Source organism: Vibrio sp. KUL80 (assembly GCF_059725495.1).
Window position 1 is genome coordinate 2,879,745 of sequence record NZ_AP045841.1, and the last position, 20,741, is coordinate 2,900,485.

At 47.7% G+C, this 20,741-nt stretch carries 15 protein-coding genes, 4 tRNA genes and 2 rRNA genes; 6 read left to right on the forward strand and 15 right to left on the reverse strand.

The features are described from left to right. The first annotated feature begins 1 nt into the window (after position 1). A complete protein-coding gene (locus AC6I8U_RS13245; protein ID WP_498017134.1) occupies positions 2 to 490 on the forward strand; it encodes a hypothetical protein in 489 nt (162 codons plus the stop codon). A 5-nt stretch (positions 491 to 495) separates the two neighbouring features. On the opposite strand, the gene phoU is transcribed toward AC6I8U_RS13245, so the two are convergent. From phoU to AC6I8U_RS13265, 4 genes are read right to left on the reverse strand one after another with little or no spacing between them, the layout of a single operon-like run. After that, a complete protein-coding gene (gene phoU / locus AC6I8U_RS13250; RefSeq protein ID WP_128647928.1) occupies positions 496 to 1,191 on the reverse strand; it encodes a phosphate signaling complex protein PhoU in 696 nt (231 codons plus the stop codon). Between the two features lie 38 nt (positions 1,192 to 1,229). After that, positions 1,230 to 2,048, reverse strand: a complete 819-nt coding sequence (gene pstB, locus AC6I8U_RS13255; RefSeq protein WP_234494455.1) for a phosphate ABC transporter ATP-binding protein PstB — start codon at positions 2,046 to 2,048, stop codon at positions 1,230 to 1,232. 2 nt (positions 2,049 to 2,050) lie between these two features. After that, positions 2,051 to 3,697 (reverse strand): phosphate ABC transporter permease PstA, encoded by a 1,647-nt coding sequence (pstA, locus tag AC6I8U_RS13260; protein ID WP_498017135.1) that lies wholly within the window; start codon positions 3,695 to 3,697, stop codon positions 2,051 to 2,053. A 20-nt stretch (positions 3,698 to 3,717) separates the two neighbouring features. Then, complete coding sequence (locus tag AC6I8U_RS13265; protein WP_498017136.1) at positions 3,718 to 5,886, reverse strand: ABC transporter permease subunit; 2,169 nt, start codon at positions 5,884 to 5,886, stop codon at positions 3,718 to 3,720. A gap of 285 nt (positions 5,887 to 6,171) precedes the next feature. On the opposite strand from AC6I8U_RS13265, the gene ppk1 reads away from it, so the two are divergent. Together ppk1 and ppx are read left to right on the forward strand one after the other, a co-directional pair. Further along, on the forward strand, positions 6,172 to 8,301 hold the full coding sequence (gene ppk1, locus AC6I8U_RS13270) for a polyphosphate kinase 1 (protein ID WP_498017137.1): 2,130 nt from the start codon (positions 6,172 to 6,174) through the stop codon (positions 8,299 to 8,301). After that, positions 8,258 to 9,793 (forward strand): exopolyphosphatase, encoded by a 1,536-nt coding sequence (gene ppx, locus AC6I8U_RS13275; RefSeq protein WP_498017138.1) that lies wholly within the window; start codon positions 8,258 to 8,260, stop codon positions 9,791 to 9,793. The genes ppk1 and ppx overlap by 44 nt, the downstream gene beginning before the upstream one ends. A gap of 57 nt (positions 9,794 to 9,850) precedes the next feature. Here ppx and AC6I8U_RS13280 read toward each other — a convergent pair whose 3' ends face one another. Genes AC6I8U_RS13280 through phoB form a run of 3 tightly spaced genes read right to left on the reverse strand, consistent with a single transcriptional unit; the run spans position 9,851 to position 12,823 of the window. Beyond that, positions 9,851 to 10,816, reverse strand: coding sequence for a PstS family phosphate ABC transporter substrate-binding protein (locus tag AC6I8U_RS13280; RefSeq protein ID WP_498017139.1), 966 nt, complete (start codon positions 10,814 to 10,816; stop codon positions 9,851 to 9,853). Then, positions 10,816 to 12,114 carry a phosphate regulon sensor histidine kinase PhoR gene (phoR, locus tag AC6I8U_RS13285; protein WP_234494461.1) on the reverse strand — a complete coding sequence of 433 codons (1,299 nt, stop codon included), beginning with the start codon at positions 12,112 to 12,114 and terminating at the stop codon, positions 10,816 to 10,818. Before phoR ends, AC6I8U_RS13280 begins: the two co-directional genes overlap by 1 nt. Before the next feature lie 19 nt (positions 12,115 to 12,133). Then, positions 12,134 to 12,823 carry a phosphate regulon transcriptional regulator PhoB gene (phoB, locus tag AC6I8U_RS13290; protein ID WP_042476161.1) on the reverse strand — a complete coding sequence of 230 codons (690 nt, stop codon included), beginning with the start codon at positions 12,821 to 12,823 and terminating at the stop codon, positions 12,134 to 12,136. Between the two features lie 194 nt (positions 12,824 to 13,017). On the opposite strand from phoB, the gene rdgC reads away from it, so the two are divergent. The 3 genes from rdgC to AC6I8U_RS13305 all read left to right on the forward strand — a co-directional run bounded on the left by rdgC (position 13,018) and on the right by AC6I8U_RS13305 (position 15,728). Then, the gene (rdgC, locus tag AC6I8U_RS13295) at positions 13,018 to 13,926 is read left to right on the forward strand and encodes a recombination-associated protein RdgC (RefSeq protein ID WP_042476158.1); all 909 of its coding nucleotides are present in this window, start codon (positions 13,018 to 13,020) and stop codon (positions 13,924 to 13,926) included. Between the two features lie 162 nt (positions 13,927 to 14,088). Next, a complete protein-coding gene (gene trhP / locus AC6I8U_RS13300; protein ID WP_234494462.1) occupies positions 14,089 to 15,471 on the forward strand; it encodes a prephenate-dependent tRNA uridine(34) hydroxylase TrhP in 1,383 nt (460 codons plus the stop codon). A 2-nt stretch (positions 15,472 to 15,473) separates the two neighbouring features. Next, positions 15,474 to 15,728: a YfhL family 4Fe-4S dicluster ferredoxin gene (locus AC6I8U_RS13305; RefSeq protein ID WP_103881245.1), complete on the forward strand. Its 255-nt coding sequence runs from the start codon at positions 15,474 to 15,476 to the stop codon at positions 15,726 to 15,728. 34 nt (positions 15,729 to 15,762) lie between these two features. On the opposite strand, the gene AC6I8U_RS13310 is transcribed toward AC6I8U_RS13305, so the two are convergent. The 8 genes from AC6I8U_RS13310 to AC6I8U_RS13345 all read right to left on the reverse strand — a co-directional run bounded on the left by AC6I8U_RS13310 (position 15,763) and on the right by AC6I8U_RS13345 (position 20,723). Beyond that, positions 15,763 to 16,071 (reverse strand): hypothetical protein, encoded by a 309-nt coding sequence (locus AC6I8U_RS13310; RefSeq protein ID WP_042476155.1) that lies wholly within the window; start codon positions 16,069 to 16,071, stop codon positions 15,763 to 15,765. A gap of 179 nt (positions 16,072 to 16,250) precedes the next feature. Next, positions 16,251 to 16,586 (reverse strand): DUF1904 domain-containing protein, encoded by a 336-nt coding sequence (locus AC6I8U_RS13315; RefSeq protein WP_498017140.1) that lies wholly within the window; start codon positions 16,584 to 16,586, stop codon positions 16,251 to 16,253. Positions 16,587 to 16,807: 221 nt separating this feature from the next. Continuing rightward, positions 16,808 to 16,884 (reverse strand) — tRNA-Trp (locus AC6I8U_RS13320). Between the two features lie 101 nt (positions 16,885 to 16,985). After that, a tRNA-Asp gene (locus tag AC6I8U_RS13325) sits at positions 16,986 to 17,062 on the reverse strand. A 40-nt stretch (positions 17,063 to 17,102) separates the two neighbouring features. Further along, positions 17,103 to 17,218, reverse strand: a 5S ribosomal RNA gene (gene rrf, locus AC6I8U_RS13330). A gap of 129 nt (positions 17,219 to 17,347) precedes the next feature. Continuing rightward, positions 17,348 to 20,236: ribosomal RNA gene (locus tag AC6I8U_RS13335) — 23S ribosomal RNA — on the reverse strand. Between the two features lie 292 nt (positions 20,237 to 20,528). After that, positions 20,529 to 20,604 (reverse strand) — tRNA-Ala (locus tag AC6I8U_RS13340). A 42-nt stretch (positions 20,605 to 20,646) separates the two neighbouring features. Continuing rightward, positions 20,647 to 20,723, reverse strand: a tRNA-Ile gene (locus AC6I8U_RS13345). Positions 20,724 to 20,741 lie beyond the last annotated feature (18 nt).

A 20,741-nucleotide genomic window follows, 5' to 3' on the forward strand; every position in this document is an offset into this window, starting at 1 on the left:
TATGAAAAAGCTACTACTTCCACTCTGTGCCGTGTTATCGATGGGTGCTCAAGCGCAGAGTATTCATGTGTCACCCGATGTCAAAATCGGCGTATTCAATGGAGCAGGGATACAGCTTGGCGTTGCGGATGCATTAGGAATGGATGCGGTCTATTTCAGTTATGCCCACAAATACTACGACACTGACCGCTACGATGAGACAATCAACTCATATCGTCTCGGTTTACAGCACATGTTTGGCGACCGAGAAAACTATGGTCTTCAGGCAGAGATTGGAGTAGCCAATTATCGAGGTGAGAAACGCACCAATAGTGAGCTTTCACACCGAGATGCAAACGGACTTAGCATCAGTGCAGGGTATGTCTATATGCTGAATCCAAGCTTTGGTCTGAGAACGGGGTTTGACTACGACGTGTTTGGTGCGAGCAACACCTTTATCTCAATGGGCTCACACTTTTCACTCAACTTTGGTGTGGTTGGGCGCTTCTAACTTAGCTACAGAATGTCGTTTATCGCTTTCTCATCAAGGTGGCGTACGTCCTTGCCCTTAACGAAGTAGATGATGTACTCACAAATGTTCTGACAGCGGTCACCGACACGCTCTATCGCTCTTGCTGACCACATGACCTGAAGGATATTTGGGATATTCTTTGGGTCTTCCATCATGTAAGTCATCAACTGACGAATTACAGCTTCATACTCAGCATCCAGCTTATCATCTAACTTGTACACCTCTGCTGCCGCATCCACATCCATACGAGCAAAGGCGTCCAATACCTGATGCAACATTGCAATCGCTTGGCGGCACAGCGGCTCTAAGGAGACGTGAAACTTTTGATGCTTCGTCGATGGTTGCTCAATAGCAACATAAGCGATGCGTGTGGCAACATCACCAATACGCTCTAGATCGGTAATGGTTTTGATGATCGCCATAACCAAACGAAGATCTTTCGCCGTCGGCTGTCGCTTAGCGATGATACGAGTACAGGCTTCATCGATAGATACCTCCATCGCATTCACCTTATGGTCATCGCGTACCACTTTGCGGGCGAGCTCAATATCGTCTTTGTGCAATGCTTGCATCGCAAACGACAACTGCTGTTCCACTAAGCCTCCCATGGTCAAAACATGGGTACGAATAGACTCAAGCTCGGCATTAAACTGACCTGAGATGTGACGACCAAAATGCATGTGTGAAGGTTTCCTGTTTTAAACTAAGGCTAGTCTCATTAGCCGTATCGACCAGTGATGTAGTCTTCCGTTTGTTTTTCAATCGGTGAAGTAAATATAGTATCTGTATCCGCGTACTCTACCAGTTTTCCTAAATGAATAAACGCAGTATGGTCACTAACGCGCGCGGCTTGCTGCATATTATGGGTAACGATCACAACCGTATACTTGGTTTTCAGATCGTTAATCAGCTCTTCAATGGTCAGGGTAGAAATAGGATCGAGCGCCGAGGTCGGCTCATCAAGGAGCAAAACCTCTGGCTCAATGGCGATGGCTCGCGCGATGACCAAGCGTTGCTGCTGACCACCAGAGAGTCCAAACGCATTTTCGTGAAGACGGTCTTTTACTTCATCCCATAGCGCTGCTGCACGCAGTGAACGCTCTACAGCATCGTCGAGATTACGGCTGTTCTTCACCCCTTGCAGCCTAAGACCATAGACGACGTTCTCATAGATCGACTTAGGGAAGGGGTTGGGCCTTTGGAACACCATGCCTACGCGGCGACGCAATGTCGCCACATCGACTTTAGGGTGATAAACATTACCACCATGCAACTTCACCTTGCCCTCTACAGTGCAGCCTTCGATCAAATCATTCATTCGATTGATGCAACGCAGAAGGGTCGACTTGCCACATCCTGAAGGACCGATAAACGCAGTGACCTGCCCTTTAGGAATACGCATCGACACATTATCTAGCGCCTGCTTATCGCCATAGTACAGATTCAAGTTTTCAATGGCGATGGCGGTTTGATCATCGCTAAGGTTGTTCACATCTAAAGGCGTTGGATAGCCCAAAGTTTGGTTGATAGAAAACATGCTTAATCTTGTCCTAATGTGCGATATTTTTCGCGCAGGTTATTTCGTATTGCTATTGCGGTTAAGTTTAGCCCAACGACAACGGTCACCAGCAAGAAAGAGGTAGCGTAAACCAATGGCCTTGCCGCCTCAATATTAGACGTCTGAAAACCGACATCATAGATATGAAAACCCAAATGCATAAATTTGCGTTCAAGGTGCAAGAACGGGAACTGAGAATCCACCGGTAAGCTGGAAGCCAGTTTCACAACACCCACCAGCATGAGAGGTGCTACCTCGCCTGCGGCTCTCGCAACCGCCAAAATAAGCCCAGTGATAATCGCAGGGCTTGCCATAGGCAAAACGATACGCCAGAGCGTTTCAGATTGGGTTGCGCCCAACGCAAGCGATCCATGTCGGGCCGATAGCGGAATTCGATTCAAACCTTCTTCTGTGGCAACAATCACCACAGGTAGCGTGAGAATGGCGAGCGTCAATGACGACCACAACAGCCCTGGCGTACCAAATGTAGGTGCAGGCAAGCGCTCAGCGTAAAACAATGAGTCTATCGAGCCACCTATGGTGTAAACAAAAAAGCCTAAGCCGAAAACACCATAAACAATAGAAGGTACACCAGCAAGGTTAATAACCCCGACCCGTATCATCCGAGTGAGTAGGTTATTTTCGGCATATTCATGTAGATAGACCGCAACCAAGACACCAAGCGGCATCACCATGACCGACATGATAATTACCAGCAATACGGTGCCGAAGATCGCGGGGAACACACCACCTTCAGAGTTCGACTCACGTGGCTCATCGGAAAGAAACTTCCATACCTGTCCCCCCCAATGAGATAGCTTATCTGGGTAGTTCATTTGGTTGGGGTACCAGAAATCGAGCACTCGGTTAAGTCCAATCTCTAAACGCTCGCCGCGCATATCTTCAACGACCAAAACCTTACTCGCTAGCTCAGCACGCAGTTCATCAAGCTCAACTTCCGTTTGGCTCAATTGCTGGCGGATAATCGCATTTTGCTGCTGATAGCGCTCACTTAGTTCATCGGTGAGCACACCGTTGAGTTTATCTCGACGCTGCTTAAGACGCAGAGCCTCAAGCTGATGGTTCAGGCCTTTGAGCCTTCTCTCGATAATGGCGTCGATTTGATCTCTGGTCATTTCAATCTGGCTAAGCTCTATTCTGAGCAAGCTTTCCAGCGACGTATCAACCTCACCCTGCGGACCTTTTAGAGCCAGAATTCGTCCGAAAAAATCACCGCCACGCGTACGCTCAATAACCACTAAGTCGCTCGGGGTTTGCTGCTGATGAAGCTCGGAGGAAAGCAGCGAGACAAAATCAATACCGTAAAGATCTCGGTTAGCTATCTTGATGCTATAGCGCTCTACCTTTCCGGCTTCTAAAGCCTCTTGAGGCAGCAGTTCGTTCGCATTCGGGATATTGTAAGTCGGCACCCAAGTCTTCGAGTACACCTGACCGATTAACGCTGAGCCGTTATCATCTTGCCATTGATATAAGGGAGCCGGCCAGAAATAGGTAAGGCCGCGCCAACCAATGAGCAGCAGTAGTCCCAATACGGAAATCAGACTGATACTTACCGCGCCCCCTGTTAGCCAAACCCAAGGCGCACCAGATTTGAGCCACTTAAACATAGCGGGGCTCCTTTCGATGACTACAGCGCACTGTATTTCTCCCTGAGTCTTTGTCTCACCCACTCAGCTAGCGAGTTCACAACAAAAGTAAAACTAAACAAGATCAAAGCGATTAAGAACAACAAGCGATAATGACTGCTGCCCACTTCCGACTCTGGCAACTCAACCGCCATGGTAGCCGACAAGGTTCGCATACCCTCAAAGATGTTCCAGTCGAGTATCGGTGTATTACCTGTCGCCATTAATACAATCATGGTTTCACCCACAGCGCGGCCCAACCCCATCATCACCGCAGAGAAAATACCTGGACTGGCGGTAAGTAGCACAACATAAATCAAAGTCTGCCACTGGGTTGCGCCGAGCGCTAGAGAGCCGTCCGAAAGGTGTTTGGGCACGGAGAAAATCGCATCCTCAGCGATAGTGAAAATGGTTGGGATCACAGCAAACCCCATCGCAAAGCCAACGACCAGGGCGTTTCTCTGGTCAAAATCAATGCCATGCTGAGCTAAGAATACCCGCGCATCGCCGTTAAAGAACATCACTTCCATATCACTTGAGAAGGTCATCGCAAGATAGATAGCGGTGATGATCACCGGAATCAGAGTAAACGGATGAAGTCCGCTCGGTAACTTAGAGGTGTAGGCTCTAGGGATCGCATACCATACTGCGCCAGTAAGCAGCGATAGCAGGGGCAACGCCACCAGCAGAAGAAGGATTGCTGGAAGGTGTGTTTCGACAATAGGCGCAAACCACAACCCTGCCAAAAAACCGATAATAACCGTGGGCAGAGCTTCCATCAACTCGATGGTAGGCTTGACGACCTTGCGCATTTTAGACGACATAAAATACGCTGTATAAATGGCACCAAATACAGCAATCGGCACTGAGAACAACATCGCAAACATTGCCGCTTTAATGGTTCCAAAAGCGATAGGCACTAGGCTGTACTTACCCTCAAAATCGTCAGATGCAGCGGTAGTTTGCCAGATAAATTCAGGCTCTGGATAACTCTCGTACCACACCTTTTGCCACAGCGCGCTGAATGAAATCTCTTTGTGATCGTTAGGGATGAACGCGGTAAAAGTGTGCTCTCCGGTAACCAACAACGCATGATCATTGTTATTCGAAATAGCGAATGTCTTTAGCTCACCTTTAGGCAGCTGGCTCTCCGTCACTAACTTTTCACTGGTGGTATATAGGGTTTGGAAACGACCATCATCCAATACAACTGCAAAGCCTTTACTCATAGTCTCTGGAATTAACGCAACAATATCCGCATCAAACTGAAAGGAGCGGACTGGCGTCAACGTTCGTTCGCCATTAACCAAAACATCAAACCATTGCCATACCTGCTGATTGTCGTATTGAACCAACAAGGAGTAGGCACCCGACAACAATTGGATATGCGTCGCTTGAGCCCCATTTGGCGTTGATAGATCGATGATCTCACGAACGTTTAGAGCCTGCGGCTCGCGGTTGATAACCGCTAAGCTATTCCCCGCTTTTACATAGATGGTCTTCGCGTCTGGGGTGACTAAGATATCACTCGCATCTTCAATAGGGCCGAGTGTTGAGAAAGAGCTGAATTCTGCATCCGTCGCAGTATCACGTATATCAAGATGCACAAACCCTTGGTTATCAACTGAAGCAATGGCCTTGATTTGCTTAGTAACAACGGCATTGATTAAAGCAGGTTCATTGATCGTAAACCAATCTTTTTCAGTAGGCGTTTCAATGAGGAGTTTGGCGTCCCCATTACTCGGGTCAACCTGAAATTTTGGATTAATTGCCGTCCATTGCAGCGCATCATTTTTTATCAGCAATGTCTTCGAATCTGAAGATTGCACCGACACACCTTGTCCAAGGTATTGGGAGGACGTTTGTGAACCCGAGACCAGTGACTGCTCAACAATAGTCCCGTCACGATAGAAGTAAGCCGCATGCTTACCACCGTCGCTGACTATACTTAACTCAGATCCTGATTGGATATTGACAGCTTGGCTACGCTCATGCCACGTCACTTCATTCTCTGAAAACAGCGGCAAAGTCACAAAGGCGAGGTAAACGAAGATAAAGATCAAACCTGCCAGCACACTCAATCCACCAAATGAAACGATCCAACGCACGAGGCGATCTTTAATCAGACGTTTTCTGTCTTTGGTATGTAGTGAAAATTTGGCCGTTGCCATAGTTTACGTTCGTTCTCTTTGATGCAGTATGAGTGTTTGAGGCGTTTGCCACCAAGGGATGGAGGCTAATGAACAGCATGCACGAATTGCCTCAACATAATATGTCGTTCAGATGACAGTTATATTACATAGCATCTAACGTGCTGAAAATAATGAATTGTGCCGCGTTGCACGCTTTTTGAAATAAAAATGTCATATACAATCTCTAAGGTTCACGATCAGATTAGTCTTACATCCCACTCATCAGCAACTTAAGGTGAGTGAAAAGTGTCGGTGGTTGAGTGTATGAGCGCAGAAAAACTGTATATCGAGAAAGAGCTAAGTTGGTTATCTTTCAATGAACGAGTCTTGCAAGAGGCGGCGGATAAAACCGTTCCGTTAATTGAGCGAATCCGTTTTCTAGGGATCTTCTCCAATAACCTCGATGAGTTCTACAAAGTACGCTTCTCAGATGTAAAACGCAGAATATTGATCAATCAAGACCGTGGTGTGAACGACAACTCAAAACACCTGCTCGGTAAGATGCAGAGCAAAGCACTAAAACTGAACCTGCGCTTTGATGAGCTCTACAACGAACTCATTCTTGAAATGGCACGTCGCCGTATCTTCCTTGTCAACGAAACCCAGCTCAACGAAACGCAGCAGAAGTGGGTCAAGAAATACTTCATGAAGGAAGTGCTTCCTCACATTACCCCACTTATGCTCAAAGATGATATCGACGTACTGCAATTCCTAAAGGACGAGTACGCCTATATTGTTGTGGACATGAAGAAAGACGAGACGTCTAAATACGCGATCTTGGAGATCCCAACCGATCACCTTCCGCGCTTCGTCATGGTCCCAGAGCAAAAAGGCAAACGCCGTAAAACCATCATATTGCTCGATAACATTATTCGATACTGCTTAGACGATATTTTCCGTGGCTTCTTCGATTACGATGAACTTAGTGGCTATGCCATGAAGATGACCCGAGATGCAGAATACGACCTGAGCCATGAGGTAGAACACAGCCTGCTCGAGCAGATGTCTGAAGGGGTTAGCCAGCGCTTAACCGCGATGCCCGTAAGATTTGTGTATGAACGAGAGATGCCTGAAGCCATGCTAACGACCCTGTGCGACAAGCTTGGTATCTCCAACTACGACAGCTTGATTCCTGGTGGTCGTTATCACAACTTCAAAGACTTTATTGGCTTCCCAAATGTGGGCCGCGAGTATCTAGAAAACAAACCGCTGCCACCAATGCGCAGTGCTGACTTTGATGGTTACGACAACACCTTTGATGCGATTCGCGCTCAAGATATTCTGCTCTATTACCCATACCATACCTTTGAACACATCACTGAGTTTGTACGCCAAGCATCGTTCGATCCTAAGGTCTTGAGTATTAAAATTAATATCTACCGTGTCGCGAAGGATTCTCGCCTCATGAACTCGCTAATCGATGCGGTTCACAATGGCAAGAGCGTCACGGTAGTGGTGGAGCTTCAAGCTCGATTTGATGAAGAAGCCAATATTGAATGGTCAAAGGTACTCACTGAAAATGGGGTACATGTTATCTTTGGTGCGCCGGGCTTAAAAATCCACTCCAAGCTACTACTCATTAGTCGCCGTGAAAACGAAGAAATCGTTCGCTATGCCCACGTCGGTACTGGTAACTTCCACGAAAAAACCGCACGCATCTACACCGACTTCTCGCTACTAACAGCCGATCAAGAGATCACCGATGAAGTCCGCAATGTCTTTGGCTACATCGAGAACCCATACCGCCCAGTGAGATTCAATCACTTAATCGTTTCTCCGCGTAACTCTCGTAAACAATTGTACCGACTCATCGATACGGAGATAGCTAACGCTAAAGCCGGCAAAAAGGCAGCACTGACACTCAAAGTGAACAACCTTGTCGACAAAGGGTTAGTGAACAAGCTTTACGGGGCGAGCAACGCTGGTGTCAAAATCAATATGATCATTCGCGGCATGTGCTCTTTGGTACCGGGAGTGGAAGGCGTCAGTGATAACATCAAAATTATCAGCATCGTAGATCGCTTTTTGGAACACCCTCGCGTTATCATTACCCACAATGATGGCGACCCACAGGTATACATTTCCTCAGCGGACTGGATGACTCGAAACATCGATCACCGTATTGAGGTGGCAGCACCTGTGCGTGACGAACGCTTAAAACAGCGCATTATCGATATCGTCAATATTCACTTTACCGACACGGTGAAGGCGCGTTGGCTAGATAAAGAGATGAGCAATACCTATGTCCCACGCGGTAATCGCAAGAAAGTTCGTTCACAAATTGCTATTTACGACTATCTTAAACAGGTAGAGAAGCAAACAAGAAAAAACAAAGAACAACTAGAGCAGTATGAGTCAAACCAAGGACACGAACACGATAGACCAGACGAATAATGAAGTCGTAGCCAAGGATGTGGCCGCTATAGACCTCGGGTCAAATAGCTTCCACATGGTGGTTGCAAAGGTCGTTGGACAAGATCTTCAACTCGTCAGTCGACACAAGCAGCGCGTGCGCATGGCATCGGGATTAGATGCCGAAGGGAATCTAGACAATGCGGCGATTGAGCGAGGACTCGAGTGCCTCGCTATGTTCGCAGAGCGTCTACAAGGCTTTGAGGTGGATAACGTCCGCATTGCGGCTACACATACCCTGAGAATCGCTAACAACGCTCATATCTTTCTACAGCGCGCTCGAGAGGTACTCCCCTTTCCTATCGAGGTCATTCCCGGCGAAGAAGAAGCACGTTTGATCTACACAGGCGTGGCGCACACCCAAACTGAGTCGAATTCTAAACTTGTGGTCGATATCGGTGGCGGTAGTACCGAGCTCATCATCGGTAAAGCCTTTGAACCTGTATTGCTAAACAGCACACAGATGGGCTGCGTTAGCTACACCAATAAGTTTTTTGCTAACGGCAAGCTCTCATCGAAAAACTTCACTAAAGCCATCTTGTCCGCAAGGCAACGTTTGGAAGCCCTCTCTCCCCGCTACAAGAAAAAAGGCTGGGAGGTTGCTCTTGGCTCATCGGGCACCATTAAGGCAATCAAAGAGGTTCTTGTCGGGCTAGGGAATGAAGATGGCATCATCACCAATAAGCGCCTTTATAAGCTCATCGACAAACTCTGCGAGTTTGACTCCATCGACGATATTGCACTCTCAGGACTAACCATTGAGCGTAAACCTGTGTTTGCCGCGGGCGTGGCGATACTGACGGCGATATTTGAAAGCCTTAAAATCCGTGAGATGCATTTCTCACCTGGGGCACTGCGTGAAGGGCTACTCTACGAGATGGAAGAGCACTTCCAGCGCTCTGACATTCGCATGCGCACCACCGAAAACCTGGCAGCCAAACACTTTGTCGACCTTGAGCATGCAGCGAAAGTGCGTGGGCAGGCAAACGAGTTCTTGAGTCAAACCTGTGAAGCATTGGGGCTTAAAAAGAAAAGTGAGTTATTCAGCCTGCTTGAGTGGAGCGCCCTGCTGCATGAAGTAGGATTAAGTATCAGCTATCAAGCGTTTCATCGACATTCGAGCTACATTCTTAATCACACCACGATGCCGGGATTCAATAGTGAGCAGCAACTGGTGCTAGCGACCTTAGCCCGTTTTCAGCGCAAATCCCTAAAGCTGCAAGAGCTTCCCGAATTCACGCTGTTTAAGAAAAAACACATCTTGGGCTTGATTCGCATACTGCGCCTATCGATCTTGGTTAATGGACAGCGAAATGAAGAGCTGCTTCCACTTACGCTAAGCATCGAAGAAGATAAATGGCTGTTAAGCAGTGAACAAGATGACTGGCTGGAGCAAAACAAGCTGCTTCAGGCAGATCTGCAAACCGAGCAAGCTTATTGGGAAGCTGCTGGCTGGCAACTCGAGGTCCAGTAAAAAGCGGCGCACTAATGCGCCGCTTTTTTATCATTAACTGTCCCAAACATTGATTCTCTAGTCTAAGCTAAGCCCAATTTTAGCAAGCTCACCTTGTGCAAACTCTCTACTGACTGGAACATAGCCATCCTTCAAGACAATTTGCTGCCCTTCCCTCGAATAGATGTATCGAATGTAGGCTTCTTCAATAGGAGCGAGGTCGCGATTGGGGTCTTTGTTGACGTACACATACAAAAAACGAGACAACGGATAGCTTCCAGATTGCACGTTTTCTTGAGTCGGCAATACGTATTGGTCACCATGATTGGCAATCGGCACTAATTTGGCACCAGACACCTGATAACCAATCCCCGAGTAACCAATAGTGTTAATCGATGACGCAACAGATTGAACCACAGACGCTGAACCCGGCTGCTCATTTACGTTACGTCTAAAGTCGCCTCCGCAAAGTGCCTTATCCTTAAAGTAACCATATGTTCCTGAGACAGAGTTTCGACCAAAGATTTGGATGGCTCTTTCACTCCAGGGAGTCTCGATACCAAGTTGCTGCCAAGTTCTTAGATATTCAATACCACCACAGCGGAGCGTCGATGAGAAAATCGCATCTAATTGCTTGAAGTTAAGACCCTCAATAGGGTTATCGGTGTGAACGAACAAACCAATGGCATCAATCGCCACGCGCAGTGCCGTTGGCTTGTAGCCGTACTGACGCTCAAACGCCTCGACCTCTTTGGCACGCATTTTTCGGCTCATAGGTCCAAACTGAGCCGTACCCTCGGCTAAAGCTGGCGGAGCCGTAGAAGAGCCAGATGCCTGAATCTGTGGGTTTACGTTGGGATAGATATTCTTAAACTCTTCCAGCCAGAGCGTAGTCATGCCTGATAGCGTGTCAGAGCCCACTGAAGAGAGGTTTCCCGATACACCTGAGAGTTTGCTGTATTTAGGCAGGTCGTCGGCAAAAGCACTCCCTGCGACGAGAGCGCAGAGAGCAACAAGCGTTGGAACGCGCTTTAACAGTCTCATTATTGAACGACCAAACGTTCAGGAAGGATGAATGAGAACTTACTACCCACGCCAACCTCGGACTGTATTTCTAAGTGTGAGTCATGGTGTGAGAGTGCGTGTTTTACAATCGCAAGCCCGAGTCCACTGCCCCCTGTATCACGAGAGCGCGCTTTATCTACTCGGTAGAATCGTTCCGTCAGTCTATGAAGGTGCTGCGCTTCAATACCGTCTCCAGTATCTTCAACTTCTAGGTGAGCACCCTGCGATGATTGATACCAACGGACTTTTACGTTCGCACCTGGCGGCGTGTATTTCACCGCGTTATAGACCAGGTTTGAAATCGCACTGCGCAGCTGATCATCATCGGCAAAGACACGCAGGCTATTATCAACGTCAAAACTGATCTTATGTCCTTCTTCACCACTGAGACTTACCGCTTCTTTTTCAAGCACTTCCAGCATAGCAGGCACATTCACGACTTCATCCAACTCATGCATAGGCGCCGCTTCAATCTTAGATAGCGTAAGCAGCTGATTGACCAAGCTGTTCATACGGTTGAGCTGCTCAGTCATCACACCATGAGCTTTGGTCCACATAGGTCCCACGACCATATCCGGATCTTCTGTCATCTCAAGATAACCCTGAAGTACGGTCATTGGTGTACGCAGCTCATGAGAGACGTTGGCAAAGAAGTTACGACGCATACCTTCAAGCTGCTTAAGCTGACTAACGTCACGAACCACCATCAGGTGTTCACCCTCAGTGTATGGCACGATACGAAGCTCAAGCATGCGCTCTACGTTTAGTGGAGAACGCATTTCTAGAGGCTCTGAGAAATCTTGTTTGTTCAGGTACTTGATAAAGTCTGGCGTGCGGATCAGGTTCGAAATCGGCTGCCCTGAATCATCCGGCCAACGGAAACCTAGAAGGTGTTGAGCTAACTTGTTACACCAAACGATGTTGCCTTCGCTGCGAAATACGACAACGGCATCGGGTAAGGATTCTGCACCATTCTTAAAACGGCGAATCAGGTTAGTAAGCTCTTTTCGTTTGCGGCGCTGCCTTTGCTGAAGGCGATAAATGCCATTGAACAATGACTCCCAGTTACCAGTGCCTGATGGTGGTGTAAGACGTTTTTCATCCCACAGCCAAGCAGACAAACGCAACTGATTATGTAGATGCCACATCAACTGCAAAACCGTAGCAACCAAAAGCAGCCACGGCATGTATCCAAATATCCACCCGACGACGATCCATGGGGTGTAAAAAAAAGCCAGCTCCCAGGCCAGCTTTTTCCAGGTTAACCTTTCAACCATTTACCTCTCCAGTTCGATGCTAGCCCTTGGTTGAGAATCGGTAGCCAGCGCCTCGAACGGTTTGAATCAATTTATCATGACCTGCTGATTCAAGAGCTTTACGTAGACGACGAATATGAACGTCGACAGTACGGTCTTCAACGTAAACGTTCGTGCCCCATACGTTGTTGAGTAGTTGCTCACGGCTGTATACACGCTCTTGGTGTGTCATGAAGAAATGGAGCATCTTGAACTCGGTTGGTCCCATGTCCAGAGGCTGTTCATTGGCAGTCACCCGGTGAGACACAGGGTCAAGCTTAAGACCTTGAACATCAATCACATCTTCAAGTGCTGTTGGCGTCACACGACGAATTACCGCTTTGAGGCGAGCAACCAGCTCTTTTGGCGAGAATGGTTTAGTGATGTAGTCATCGGCGCCAACTTCTAGGCCGCGTACTTTATCTTCTTCTTCGCCACGTGCTGTTAGCATCACAACAGGAATGTTGCGAGTCAGCTCTTCGCGCTTCATGTGTTTGATAAAGTTAATGCCCGAACCGCCAGGTAACATCCAGTCAAGTAGCACAAGATCTGGGTAAGGTTCAGCCAGTTTGTTAACTGCTGTATCGTAATCTTCAGCTTCAACAGCTTGGTAGCCTTTCTGCTCTAGTACGAAACACAGCATTTCGCGAATTGGTGCTTCATCCTCAACAACCAGGATCCTTCTAGACATATCTGAATAACCTTTTGGAATCTAATCAACTTCATGCATTATCAAGAATTATTATGACACTTTTGTGACCATTGAAAACAATTTTTAATATAACTTTCGCACAAGATCTATTGCGATAATCGAGATTTAAGCTAGGACAATTTAAGGAAAATTGCCTATCATGTGCAGCTATCTATTCTAAAGGTGAGAGTAATATGTGGTTTAAAAACTGTTTGGTCTATCGATTCAACAAGGAACTCGAGTTTAATGCAGATAAGCTAGAGCAGCAGCTTGAAGAGTTTCGCTTTACTCCTTGTGGTAGCCAAGACAAACAGAAGTTTGGTTGGGTCACGGCATTGGGTAAACATGGCGATATGATGACCCATGTTTCTGAAAACCGAATTCTACTGTGCGCGAAAAAAGAAGAGAAGATGCTACCAGCGTCGGTTATCAAAGACTCTCTGGCTAGCAAGGTAGAAGCACTTGAAACTCAAGAAGGTCGCCCTCTCAAGAAGAAAGAGAAAGACGATCTTAAAGACGAAATCATCATTGATCTTCTGCCACGCGCGTTTAGCCGCAGTAATCTTACTCACCTGCTTATCATGCCAAAAGAAGGCTTTGTGATTGTTGATGCCAGCAGCTACAAGAAAGCTGAAGATGTGATTGCACTGCTACGTAAAACAATGGGTAGCCTACCGGTTATCCCGGCATTCCCAGAGCAGCCTATTGAAAATACGCTGACAGAATGGGTAAAAACCAGCGAAGCACCAACCGGCTTCAACCTTCTTGATGAAGCGGAGTTGAAATCAGTTCTTGAAGATGGCGGCGTTATCCGTTGTAAGAAACAAGAACTGTCTAGCGACGAGATCTTGGGTCACATTGAAGCCAACAAGTTTGTGACTAAGCTGGCGCTTAACTGGCAAGATCGTATCGAATTTGTCTTGGCTGATGATGGCAGCATTAAACGCTTGAAGTTTAGCGACGAGTTGAAGGATCAAAACGATGATATCCCACGTGAAGACGCTGCAGCTCGTATCGACGCAGACTTCTCACTTCTATGTGGTGAATTTGGTGCCTTCTTGCCTAACCTGTATGACGCACTAGGCGGTCTACCTAAGCAATAACCCCTTCTTTACTGAGCTCGCTGCTCAACCTTACCCACACTTCTAGAGCAGCGAGCTTGATTCAAAACTTGGAAATCTTCCCATACTAGCGTAAAATTTGCGCCCCTTAGTGCCATTAGGTGGCACAACACTGACTTGTAATCAGATTAGAGATATAAAGCAATGTTTACTCCAGAACTTCTGTCACCAGCTGGCAGCCTCAAGAACATGCGTTATGCATTCGCGTACGGCGCAGATGCAGTATACGCAGGTCAACCTCGCTACAGCCTTCGTGTTCGTAACAACGAGTTCAACCACGAAAACCTAAAAATCGGTATCGATGAAGCACACGCTCAAGGTAAAAAGCTGTATGTGGTATGCAACATTCAACCACACAACTCAAAGCTAAAGACGTTCATCCGCGATCTAAAGCCTGTGGTAGAAATGGGCCCTGACGCCCTCATCATGTCTGACCCAGGTCTTATCATGATGGTTCGTGAAGCATTCCCAGAAATGCCAATTCACCTGTCTGTACAGGCGAACGCGGTAAACTGGGCGACGGTTAAGTTCTGGGCGGCGAATGGCGTTGAGCGCGTTATCGTGTCTCGTGAGCTATCACTGGAAGAGATTGAAGAGATCCGTGAACATTGCCCTGAAACTGAACTAGAAGTATTCGTACACGGCGCACTTTGCATGGCGTACTCTGGTCGCTGCCTGCTGTCTGGCTACATCAACAAGCGCGATCCAAACCAAGGTACATGTACTAATGCATGTCGTTGGGAATACAAAGTTGAAAAAGCAACAGAAAACGATGCTGGTCAAATCGTAGAAGAGTTCACACCTGAGGCTCAGCCTGTTGAAGTTGTTGACGAACGTCCTGAGACAACTATCGGTCGTGGCAAACCAACTGATGAAGTTGTACTGCTTTCTGAAAGCCACCGTCCAGAAGACAAAATGGCAGCATTTGAAGACGAGCATGGCACATATATCATGAACTCAAAAGACCTACGTGCAGTTCAGCATGTGGAGCGCTTGACGAAGATGGGTGTTCACTCGCTTAAGATTGAAGGTCGTACTAAGTCTTTCTATTACTGTGCACGTACTGCACAGGTTTATCGTAAAGCGATCGACGATGCCGTTGCAGGCAAACCATTCGATGAGTCGCTAATGGGTACGCTAGAGAGCCTAGCTCACCGTGGTTACACCGAAGGCTTCCTGCGTCGTCACACACACGACAGCTACCAAAACTACGACTACGGCTATTCTGTATCTGACTCACAACAGTTTGTTGGTGAGTTTACCGGTAAGCGTCGCGGTCACTTAGCGGAAGTGGAAGTGAAGAACAAGTTTATCGTTGGTGACAGCCTCGAACTAATGACACCAAAAGGCAACGTTGTCTTCAACCTAGAAGTGATGGAAAACCGCAAGTCAGAAAGCATCGATGACGCAAAAGGTAACGGCCACTTTGTCTTTATTCCAGTACCAGAGGAATTGGATCTGGACTACGCACTACTGATGCGTAACCTAAACTCAGGACAAGATACACGTAACCCAACGGGTAAGTAACGATGGCGCTGCTCATTACCGACAAGTGCATTAACTGCGATATGTGCGACCCAGAGTGCCCTAACGGTGCCATTTCTATGGGAAGTGAGATCTTCGAGATCGACCCAGATCTGTGCACGGAGTGTAAAGGTCACTATGAGAAGCCTACTTGTCAATCGGTATGCCCGATCACGAAATGCATCATCACCGACCCAAATCATGTGGAAACGGATGAAGAGTTGCTAGAGAAGTTTGTGATTATTCAAGGCATGGCCTAAAGCACAAAAAAGCCTCCCAATGGAGGCTTTTTTATTACCCAGACTTTTCGATTGGGAACACATTGCAGTACAGCTCTTTCTCGTACTGGATCTCCAGCTTTTTACGCCAATTTTCAGCAGAGTTGACGGGAATTAAATAGAATTTCTCTCTGCTCGTATCGGTCACAAAGGCAATGCCATGCTGCATCAGTTCGTAGTGGATGTCATTCACAAACCCCAGCGTGAAACTCTGCCTACCGGATAGTTGATTAATGTCTTCTCTGGTCAGGATCACTCCGCTTTTTTCAGAAGCAAACCTCTCTCTTAGCCATCGGGCAAACTGCCTTGATGATATCATTGTCATAACAGTATTCCTTACCCTAACGATTGGGGAACACCCCCTTTCAAAGCAGCAGAACAGTCCTAAGCAAGACAACAATAAAACCTAGAAAACAACGACTAATCCGCTGAAGTACCAATAACAATAGTCAACATCAAGGAACTTCTCCAGTCGCATTTATGAGAGCAGCCTAATTCGATGGTTTAGCCGTAGTGATTACCGTTGTCGTAATAACTATTTGGCTCTAAAGCGACAAAAATTACTGCCACATCTCGCTCTTTACCAAGTACAGAACGCACTTGATTGGTTATAACGCTTGCGACCTTATCTTTGACTTCTTGCCCACGGTCGAACCATAGCACCTCGACAAAAGGATACGCATGACTCTGCTGAGCATCAAAGAAGAAGGTGGAACTGATATGTTCAATCGTAAAATCCTCTCTAGGGCAATCCATTAGAGGCTGAAGCTCATCGACAAGTGGGCTTGAAAGCGTTTTAACCATCTCTTCTTCAAGAGCTCTAAAGCGTAAGTGAGGCATAATCATATCCATTTCAGTAGTGATGGAAATGAGTATATCAGTGAACTGCGAAGTTGGAGAATATAGAAATTCGAAAACGAAAAAGGCCCTGACCTAAGTCAGAGCCTTTGAATATGGCAGGGATGGAGAGATTTGACCGGGCTGGCGACCCAGCTCCCAACACATCGCTTTGGAAAAGCGAAAACAAAAAAGGCTCCGACCTAAGTCAGAGCCTTTGAATATGGCAGGGGTGGAGAGATTCGAACTCCCAACACGCGGATTTGGAATCCGCTGCTCTGCCAATTGGAGCTACACCCCTATCTTCGTTTTTAATGAGACGACTCTCAAATAAGTGGCGGAATGGCCGGGCTTGCGCTCAAGCGGGACTCATTCGACCGAAGGTCGAAACCTTCAAATAAGTGGCGGAGTGGACGGGACTCGAACCCGCGACCCCCGGCGTGACAGGCCGGTATTCTAACCAACTGAACTACCACTCCGCAGTGGCATACTCGCTAATGCAAGTGTCCAAAATTTAAAGCCTGGCGATGTCCTACTCTCACATGGGGAAGCCCCACACTACCATCGGCGCTATTGCGTTTCACTTCTGAGTTCGGCATGGAGTCAGGTGGGTCCACAACGCTATGGTCGCCAAGCAAATTCTGCTTTGGTTTTCAGCTTTTCAAAAAAGCTAAAAGCCAAAATATCTGGAAAACTGATTTTAAAAGCTCTGAACTCACATTCAATGTTCTACTTTGAGTCCATCAAAACCCTTTGGGTGTTGTATGGTTAAGCCTCACGGGCAATTAGTACAGGTTAGCTCAACGCCTCACAACGCTTACACACCCTGCCTATCAACGTTCTAGTCTCGAACAACCCTTTAGGACACTTAAAGTGCCAGGGAAGACTCATCTCAGGGCTCGCTTCCCGCTTAGATGCTTTCAGCGGTTATCGATTCCGAACTTAGCTACCGGGCAATGCGTCTGGCGACACAACCCGAACACCAGAGGTTCGTCCACTCCGGTCCTCTCGTACTAGGAGCAGCCCCCTTCAATCTTCCAACGCCCACGGCAGATAGGGACCGAACTGTCTCACGACGTTCTAAACCCAGCTCGCGTACCACTTTAAATGGCGAACAGCCATACCCTTGGGACCGACTTCAGCCCCAGGATGTGATGAGCCGACATCGAGGTGCCAAACACCGCCGTCGATATGAACTCTTGGGCGGTATCAGCCTGTTATCCCCGGAGTACCTTTTATCCGTTGAGCGATGGCCCTTCCATTCAGAACCACCGGATCACTATGACCTGCTTTCGCACCTGCTCGAATTGTCATTCTCGCAGTCAAGCGGGCTTATGCCATTGCACTAACCTCACGATGTCCAACCGTGATTAGCCCACCTTCGTGCTCCTCCGTTACTCTTTGGGAGGAGACCGCCCCAGTCAAACTACCCACCAGGCACTGTCCGCAGCCCCGATAAGGGGCCGACGTTAGAACATCAACACTACAAGGGTGGTATTTCAAGGACGGCTCCACTAATACTGGCGTACTAGTTTCAAAGCCTCCCACCTATCCTACACATGTAGGGTCAATGTTCAGTGCCAAGCTGTAGTAAAGGTTCACGGGGTCTTTCCGTCTAGCCGCGGGTACACTGCATCTTCACAGCGATTTCAATTTCACTGAGTCTCGGGTGGAGACAGCGTGGCCATCATTACGCCATTCGTGCAGGTCGGAACTTACCCGACAAGGAATTTCGCTACCTTAGGACCGTTATAGTTACGGCCGCCGTTTACCGGGGCTTCGATCAAGAGCTTCGACCGAAGTCTAACCCCATCAATTAACCTTCCGGCACCGGGCAGGCGTCACACCGTATACGTCATCTTACGATTTTGCACAGTGCTGTGTTTTTAATAAACAGTTGCAGCCACCTGGTATCTGCGACTCCCCATAGCTCCATCCGCAAGGGACTTCACCGCGAGGAGCGTACCTTCTCCCGAAGTTACGGTACCATTTTGCCTAGTTCCTTCACCCGAGTTCTCTCAAGCGCCTTGGTATTCTCTACCCGACCACCTGTGTCGGTTTGGGGTACGATTCCTTACAATCTGAAGCTTAGAGGCTTTTCCTGGAAGCATGGCATCAATGACTTCACTACCGTAGTAGCTCGACATCGTGTCTCAGCCTTAAAGAGAGCCGGATTTACCTAACTCTCAAGCCTACGCACTTGAACCTGGACAACCGTCGCCAGGCCCACCTAGCCTTCTCCGTCCCCCCATCGCAATTGTAAGAAGTACGGGAATATTAACCCGTTTCCCATCGACTACGCCTTTCGGCCTCGCCTTAGGGGTCGACTCACCCTGCCCCGATTAACGTTGGACAGGAACCCTTGGTCTTCCGGCGAGGAGGTTTTTCACCCCCTTTATCGTTACTCATGTCAGCATTCGCACTTCTGATACCTCCAGCAGACCTTACAATCCACCTTCAACGGCTTACAGAACGCTCCCCTACCCAATATACAAAGTATATTGCCGCAGCTTCGGTTTATAGCTTAGCCCCGTTACATCTTCCGCGCAGGCCGACTCGACTAGTGAGCTATTACGCTTTCTTTAAATGATGGCTGCTTCTAAGCCAACATCCTAGCTGTCTAAGCCTTCCCACATCGTTTCCCACTTAGCTATAATTTGGGACCTTAGCTGGCGGTCTGGGTTGTTTCCCTCTCCACGACGGACGTTAGCACCCGCCGTGTGTCTCCCGGATAGTACTTACTGGTATTCGGAGTTTGCAAAGGGTTGGTAAGTCGGGATGACCCCCTAGCCTTAACAGTGCTCTACCCCCAGTAGTATTCGTCCGAGGCTCTACCTAAATAGATTTCGGGGGAGAACCAGCTATCTCCAGGTTTGATTGGCCTTTCACCCCTAGCCACAAGTCATCCGCTAATTTTTCAACATTAGTCGGTTCGGTCCTCCAGTTGATGTTACTCAACCTTCAACCTGCCCATGGCTAGATCACCTGGTTTCGGGTCTATATCCAGAGACTGAACGCCCAGTTAAGACTCGGTTTCCCTACGGCTCCCCTAAACGGTTAACCTTGCCACTGAATATAAGTCGCTGACCCATTATACAAAAGGTACGCAGTCACACCACGAAGGTGCTCCTACTGCTTGTACGTACACGGTTTCAGGTTCTATTTCACTCCCCTCACAGGGGTTCTTTTCGCCTTTCCCTCACGGTACTGGTTCACTATCGGTCAGTCAGTAGTATTTAGCCTTGGAGGATGGTCCCCCCATATTCAGACAGGATATCACGTGTCCCGCCCTACTCGATTTCACTGATGATGAGATGTCGGTTACGGGGCTATCACCCTGTATCGCGGCACTTTCCAGAGCCTTCACCTGTCTCATTAAAAGCTTAAGGGCTAATCCAATTTCGCTCGCCGCTACTTTCGGAATCTCGGTTGATTTCTCTTCCTCGGGGTACTTAGATGTTTCAGTTCCCCCGGTTCGCCTCGCTGAGCTATGTATTCACTCAGCGATACCTGCTTATGCAGGTGGGTTTCCCCATTCAGGAATCCCAGACTCAAAGGTTATTACTACCTAATCTGGGCTTATCGCAAGTTATTACGCCTTTCATCGCCTCTGACTGCCAAGGCATCCACCGTGTACGCTTAGTCACTTAACCATACAACCCCAAAGGGTCTTTCTATTTGTCTTCACTTTTGAAAAGTGAAAACAAACTGTCAAACAACCAAAGTTGTCTGCAATTTTTATACATGATGCAGACTCGATTTTGCCGGACTCAAATTCCAAGAACACTTGAATGTGTGTTGGTACCTACATCTTTCGATATAGGATTTGAGAACTTTTAATTGAATAACATTAATCAAATGTTATTCGTCAGCTTTCCAAATTTTTAAAGAGCTTGATTCATAAAGAACCATTTTTAAGAACACTTAAGCAAATGCGCTTAAAGATGGTGGAGCTAAGCAGGATCGAACTGCTGACCTCCTGCGTGCAAGGCAGGCGCTCTCCCAGCTGAGCTATAGCCCCATCAGTGTGTGATGCTTACCGCCAATCATCTGGGAGGAAGATTGGTGGGTCTGAGTGGACTTGAACCACCGACCTCTCGCTTATCAGGCGAACGCTCTAACCACCTGAGCTACAGACCCAAGCATCGTCTTTAATTC

What these genes read in the sequence shown, in the direction of transcription:
- AC6I8U_RS13245 (WP_498017134.1), top strand. Translation starts at nt 2, where the DNA reads ATGAAAAAGCTACTACTTCCACTCTGTGCCGTGTTATCGATGGGTGCT.
- phoU (WP_128647928.1), bottom strand. Translation starts at nt 1,191, where the DNA reads ATGCATTTTGGTCGTCACATCTCAGGTCAGTTTAATGCCGAGCTTGAG.
- pstB (WP_234494455.1), bottom strand. Translation starts at nt 2,048, where the DNA reads ATGTTTTCTATCAACCAAACTTTGGGCTATCCAACGCCTTTAGATGTG.
- pstA (WP_498017135.1), bottom strand. Translation starts at nt 3,697, where the DNA reads ATGTTTAAGTGGCTCAAATCTGGTGCGCCTTGGGTTTGGCTAACAGGG.
- AC6I8U_RS13265 (WP_498017136.1), bottom strand. Translation starts at nt 5,886, where the DNA reads ATGGCAACGGCCAAATTTTCACTACATACCAAAGACAGAAAACGTCTG.
- ppk1 (WP_498017137.1), top strand. Translation starts at nt 6,172, where the DNA reads ATGAGCGCAGAAAAACTGTATATCGAGAAAGAGCTAAGTTGGTTATCT.
- ppx (WP_498017138.1), top strand. Translation starts at nt 8,258, where the DNA reads ATGAGTCAAACCAAGGACACGAACACGATAGACCAGACGAATAATGAA.
- AC6I8U_RS13280 (WP_498017139.1), bottom strand. Translation starts at nt 10,816, where the DNA reads ATGAGACTGTTAAAGCGCGTTCCAACGCTTGTTGCTCTCTGCGCTCTC.
- phoR (WP_234494461.1), bottom strand. Translation starts at nt 12,114, where the DNA reads ATGGTTGAAAGGTTAACCTGGAAAAAGCTGGCCTGGGAGCTGGCTTTT.
- phoB (WP_042476161.1), bottom strand. Translation starts at nt 12,823, where the DNA reads ATGTCTAGAAGGATCCTGGTTGTTGAGGATGAAGCACCAATTCGCGAA.
- rdgC (WP_042476158.1), top strand. Translation starts at nt 13,018, where the DNA reads ATGTGGTTTAAAAACTGTTTGGTCTATCGATTCAACAAGGAACTCGAG.
- trhP (WP_234494462.1), top strand. Translation starts at nt 14,089, where the DNA reads ATGTTTACTCCAGAACTTCTGTCACCAGCTGGCAGCCTCAAGAACATG.
- AC6I8U_RS13305 (WP_103881245.1), top strand. Translation starts at nt 15,474, where the DNA reads ATGGCGCTGCTCATTACCGACAAGTGCATTAACTGCGATATGTGCGAC.
- AC6I8U_RS13310 (WP_042476155.1), bottom strand. Translation starts at nt 16,071, where the DNA reads ATGACAATGATATCATCAAGGCAGTTTGCCCGATGGCTAAGAGAGAGG.
- AC6I8U_RS13315 (WP_498017140.1), bottom strand. Translation starts at nt 16,586, where the DNA reads ATGCCTCACTTACGCTTTAGAGCTCTTGAAGAAGAGATGGTTAAAACG.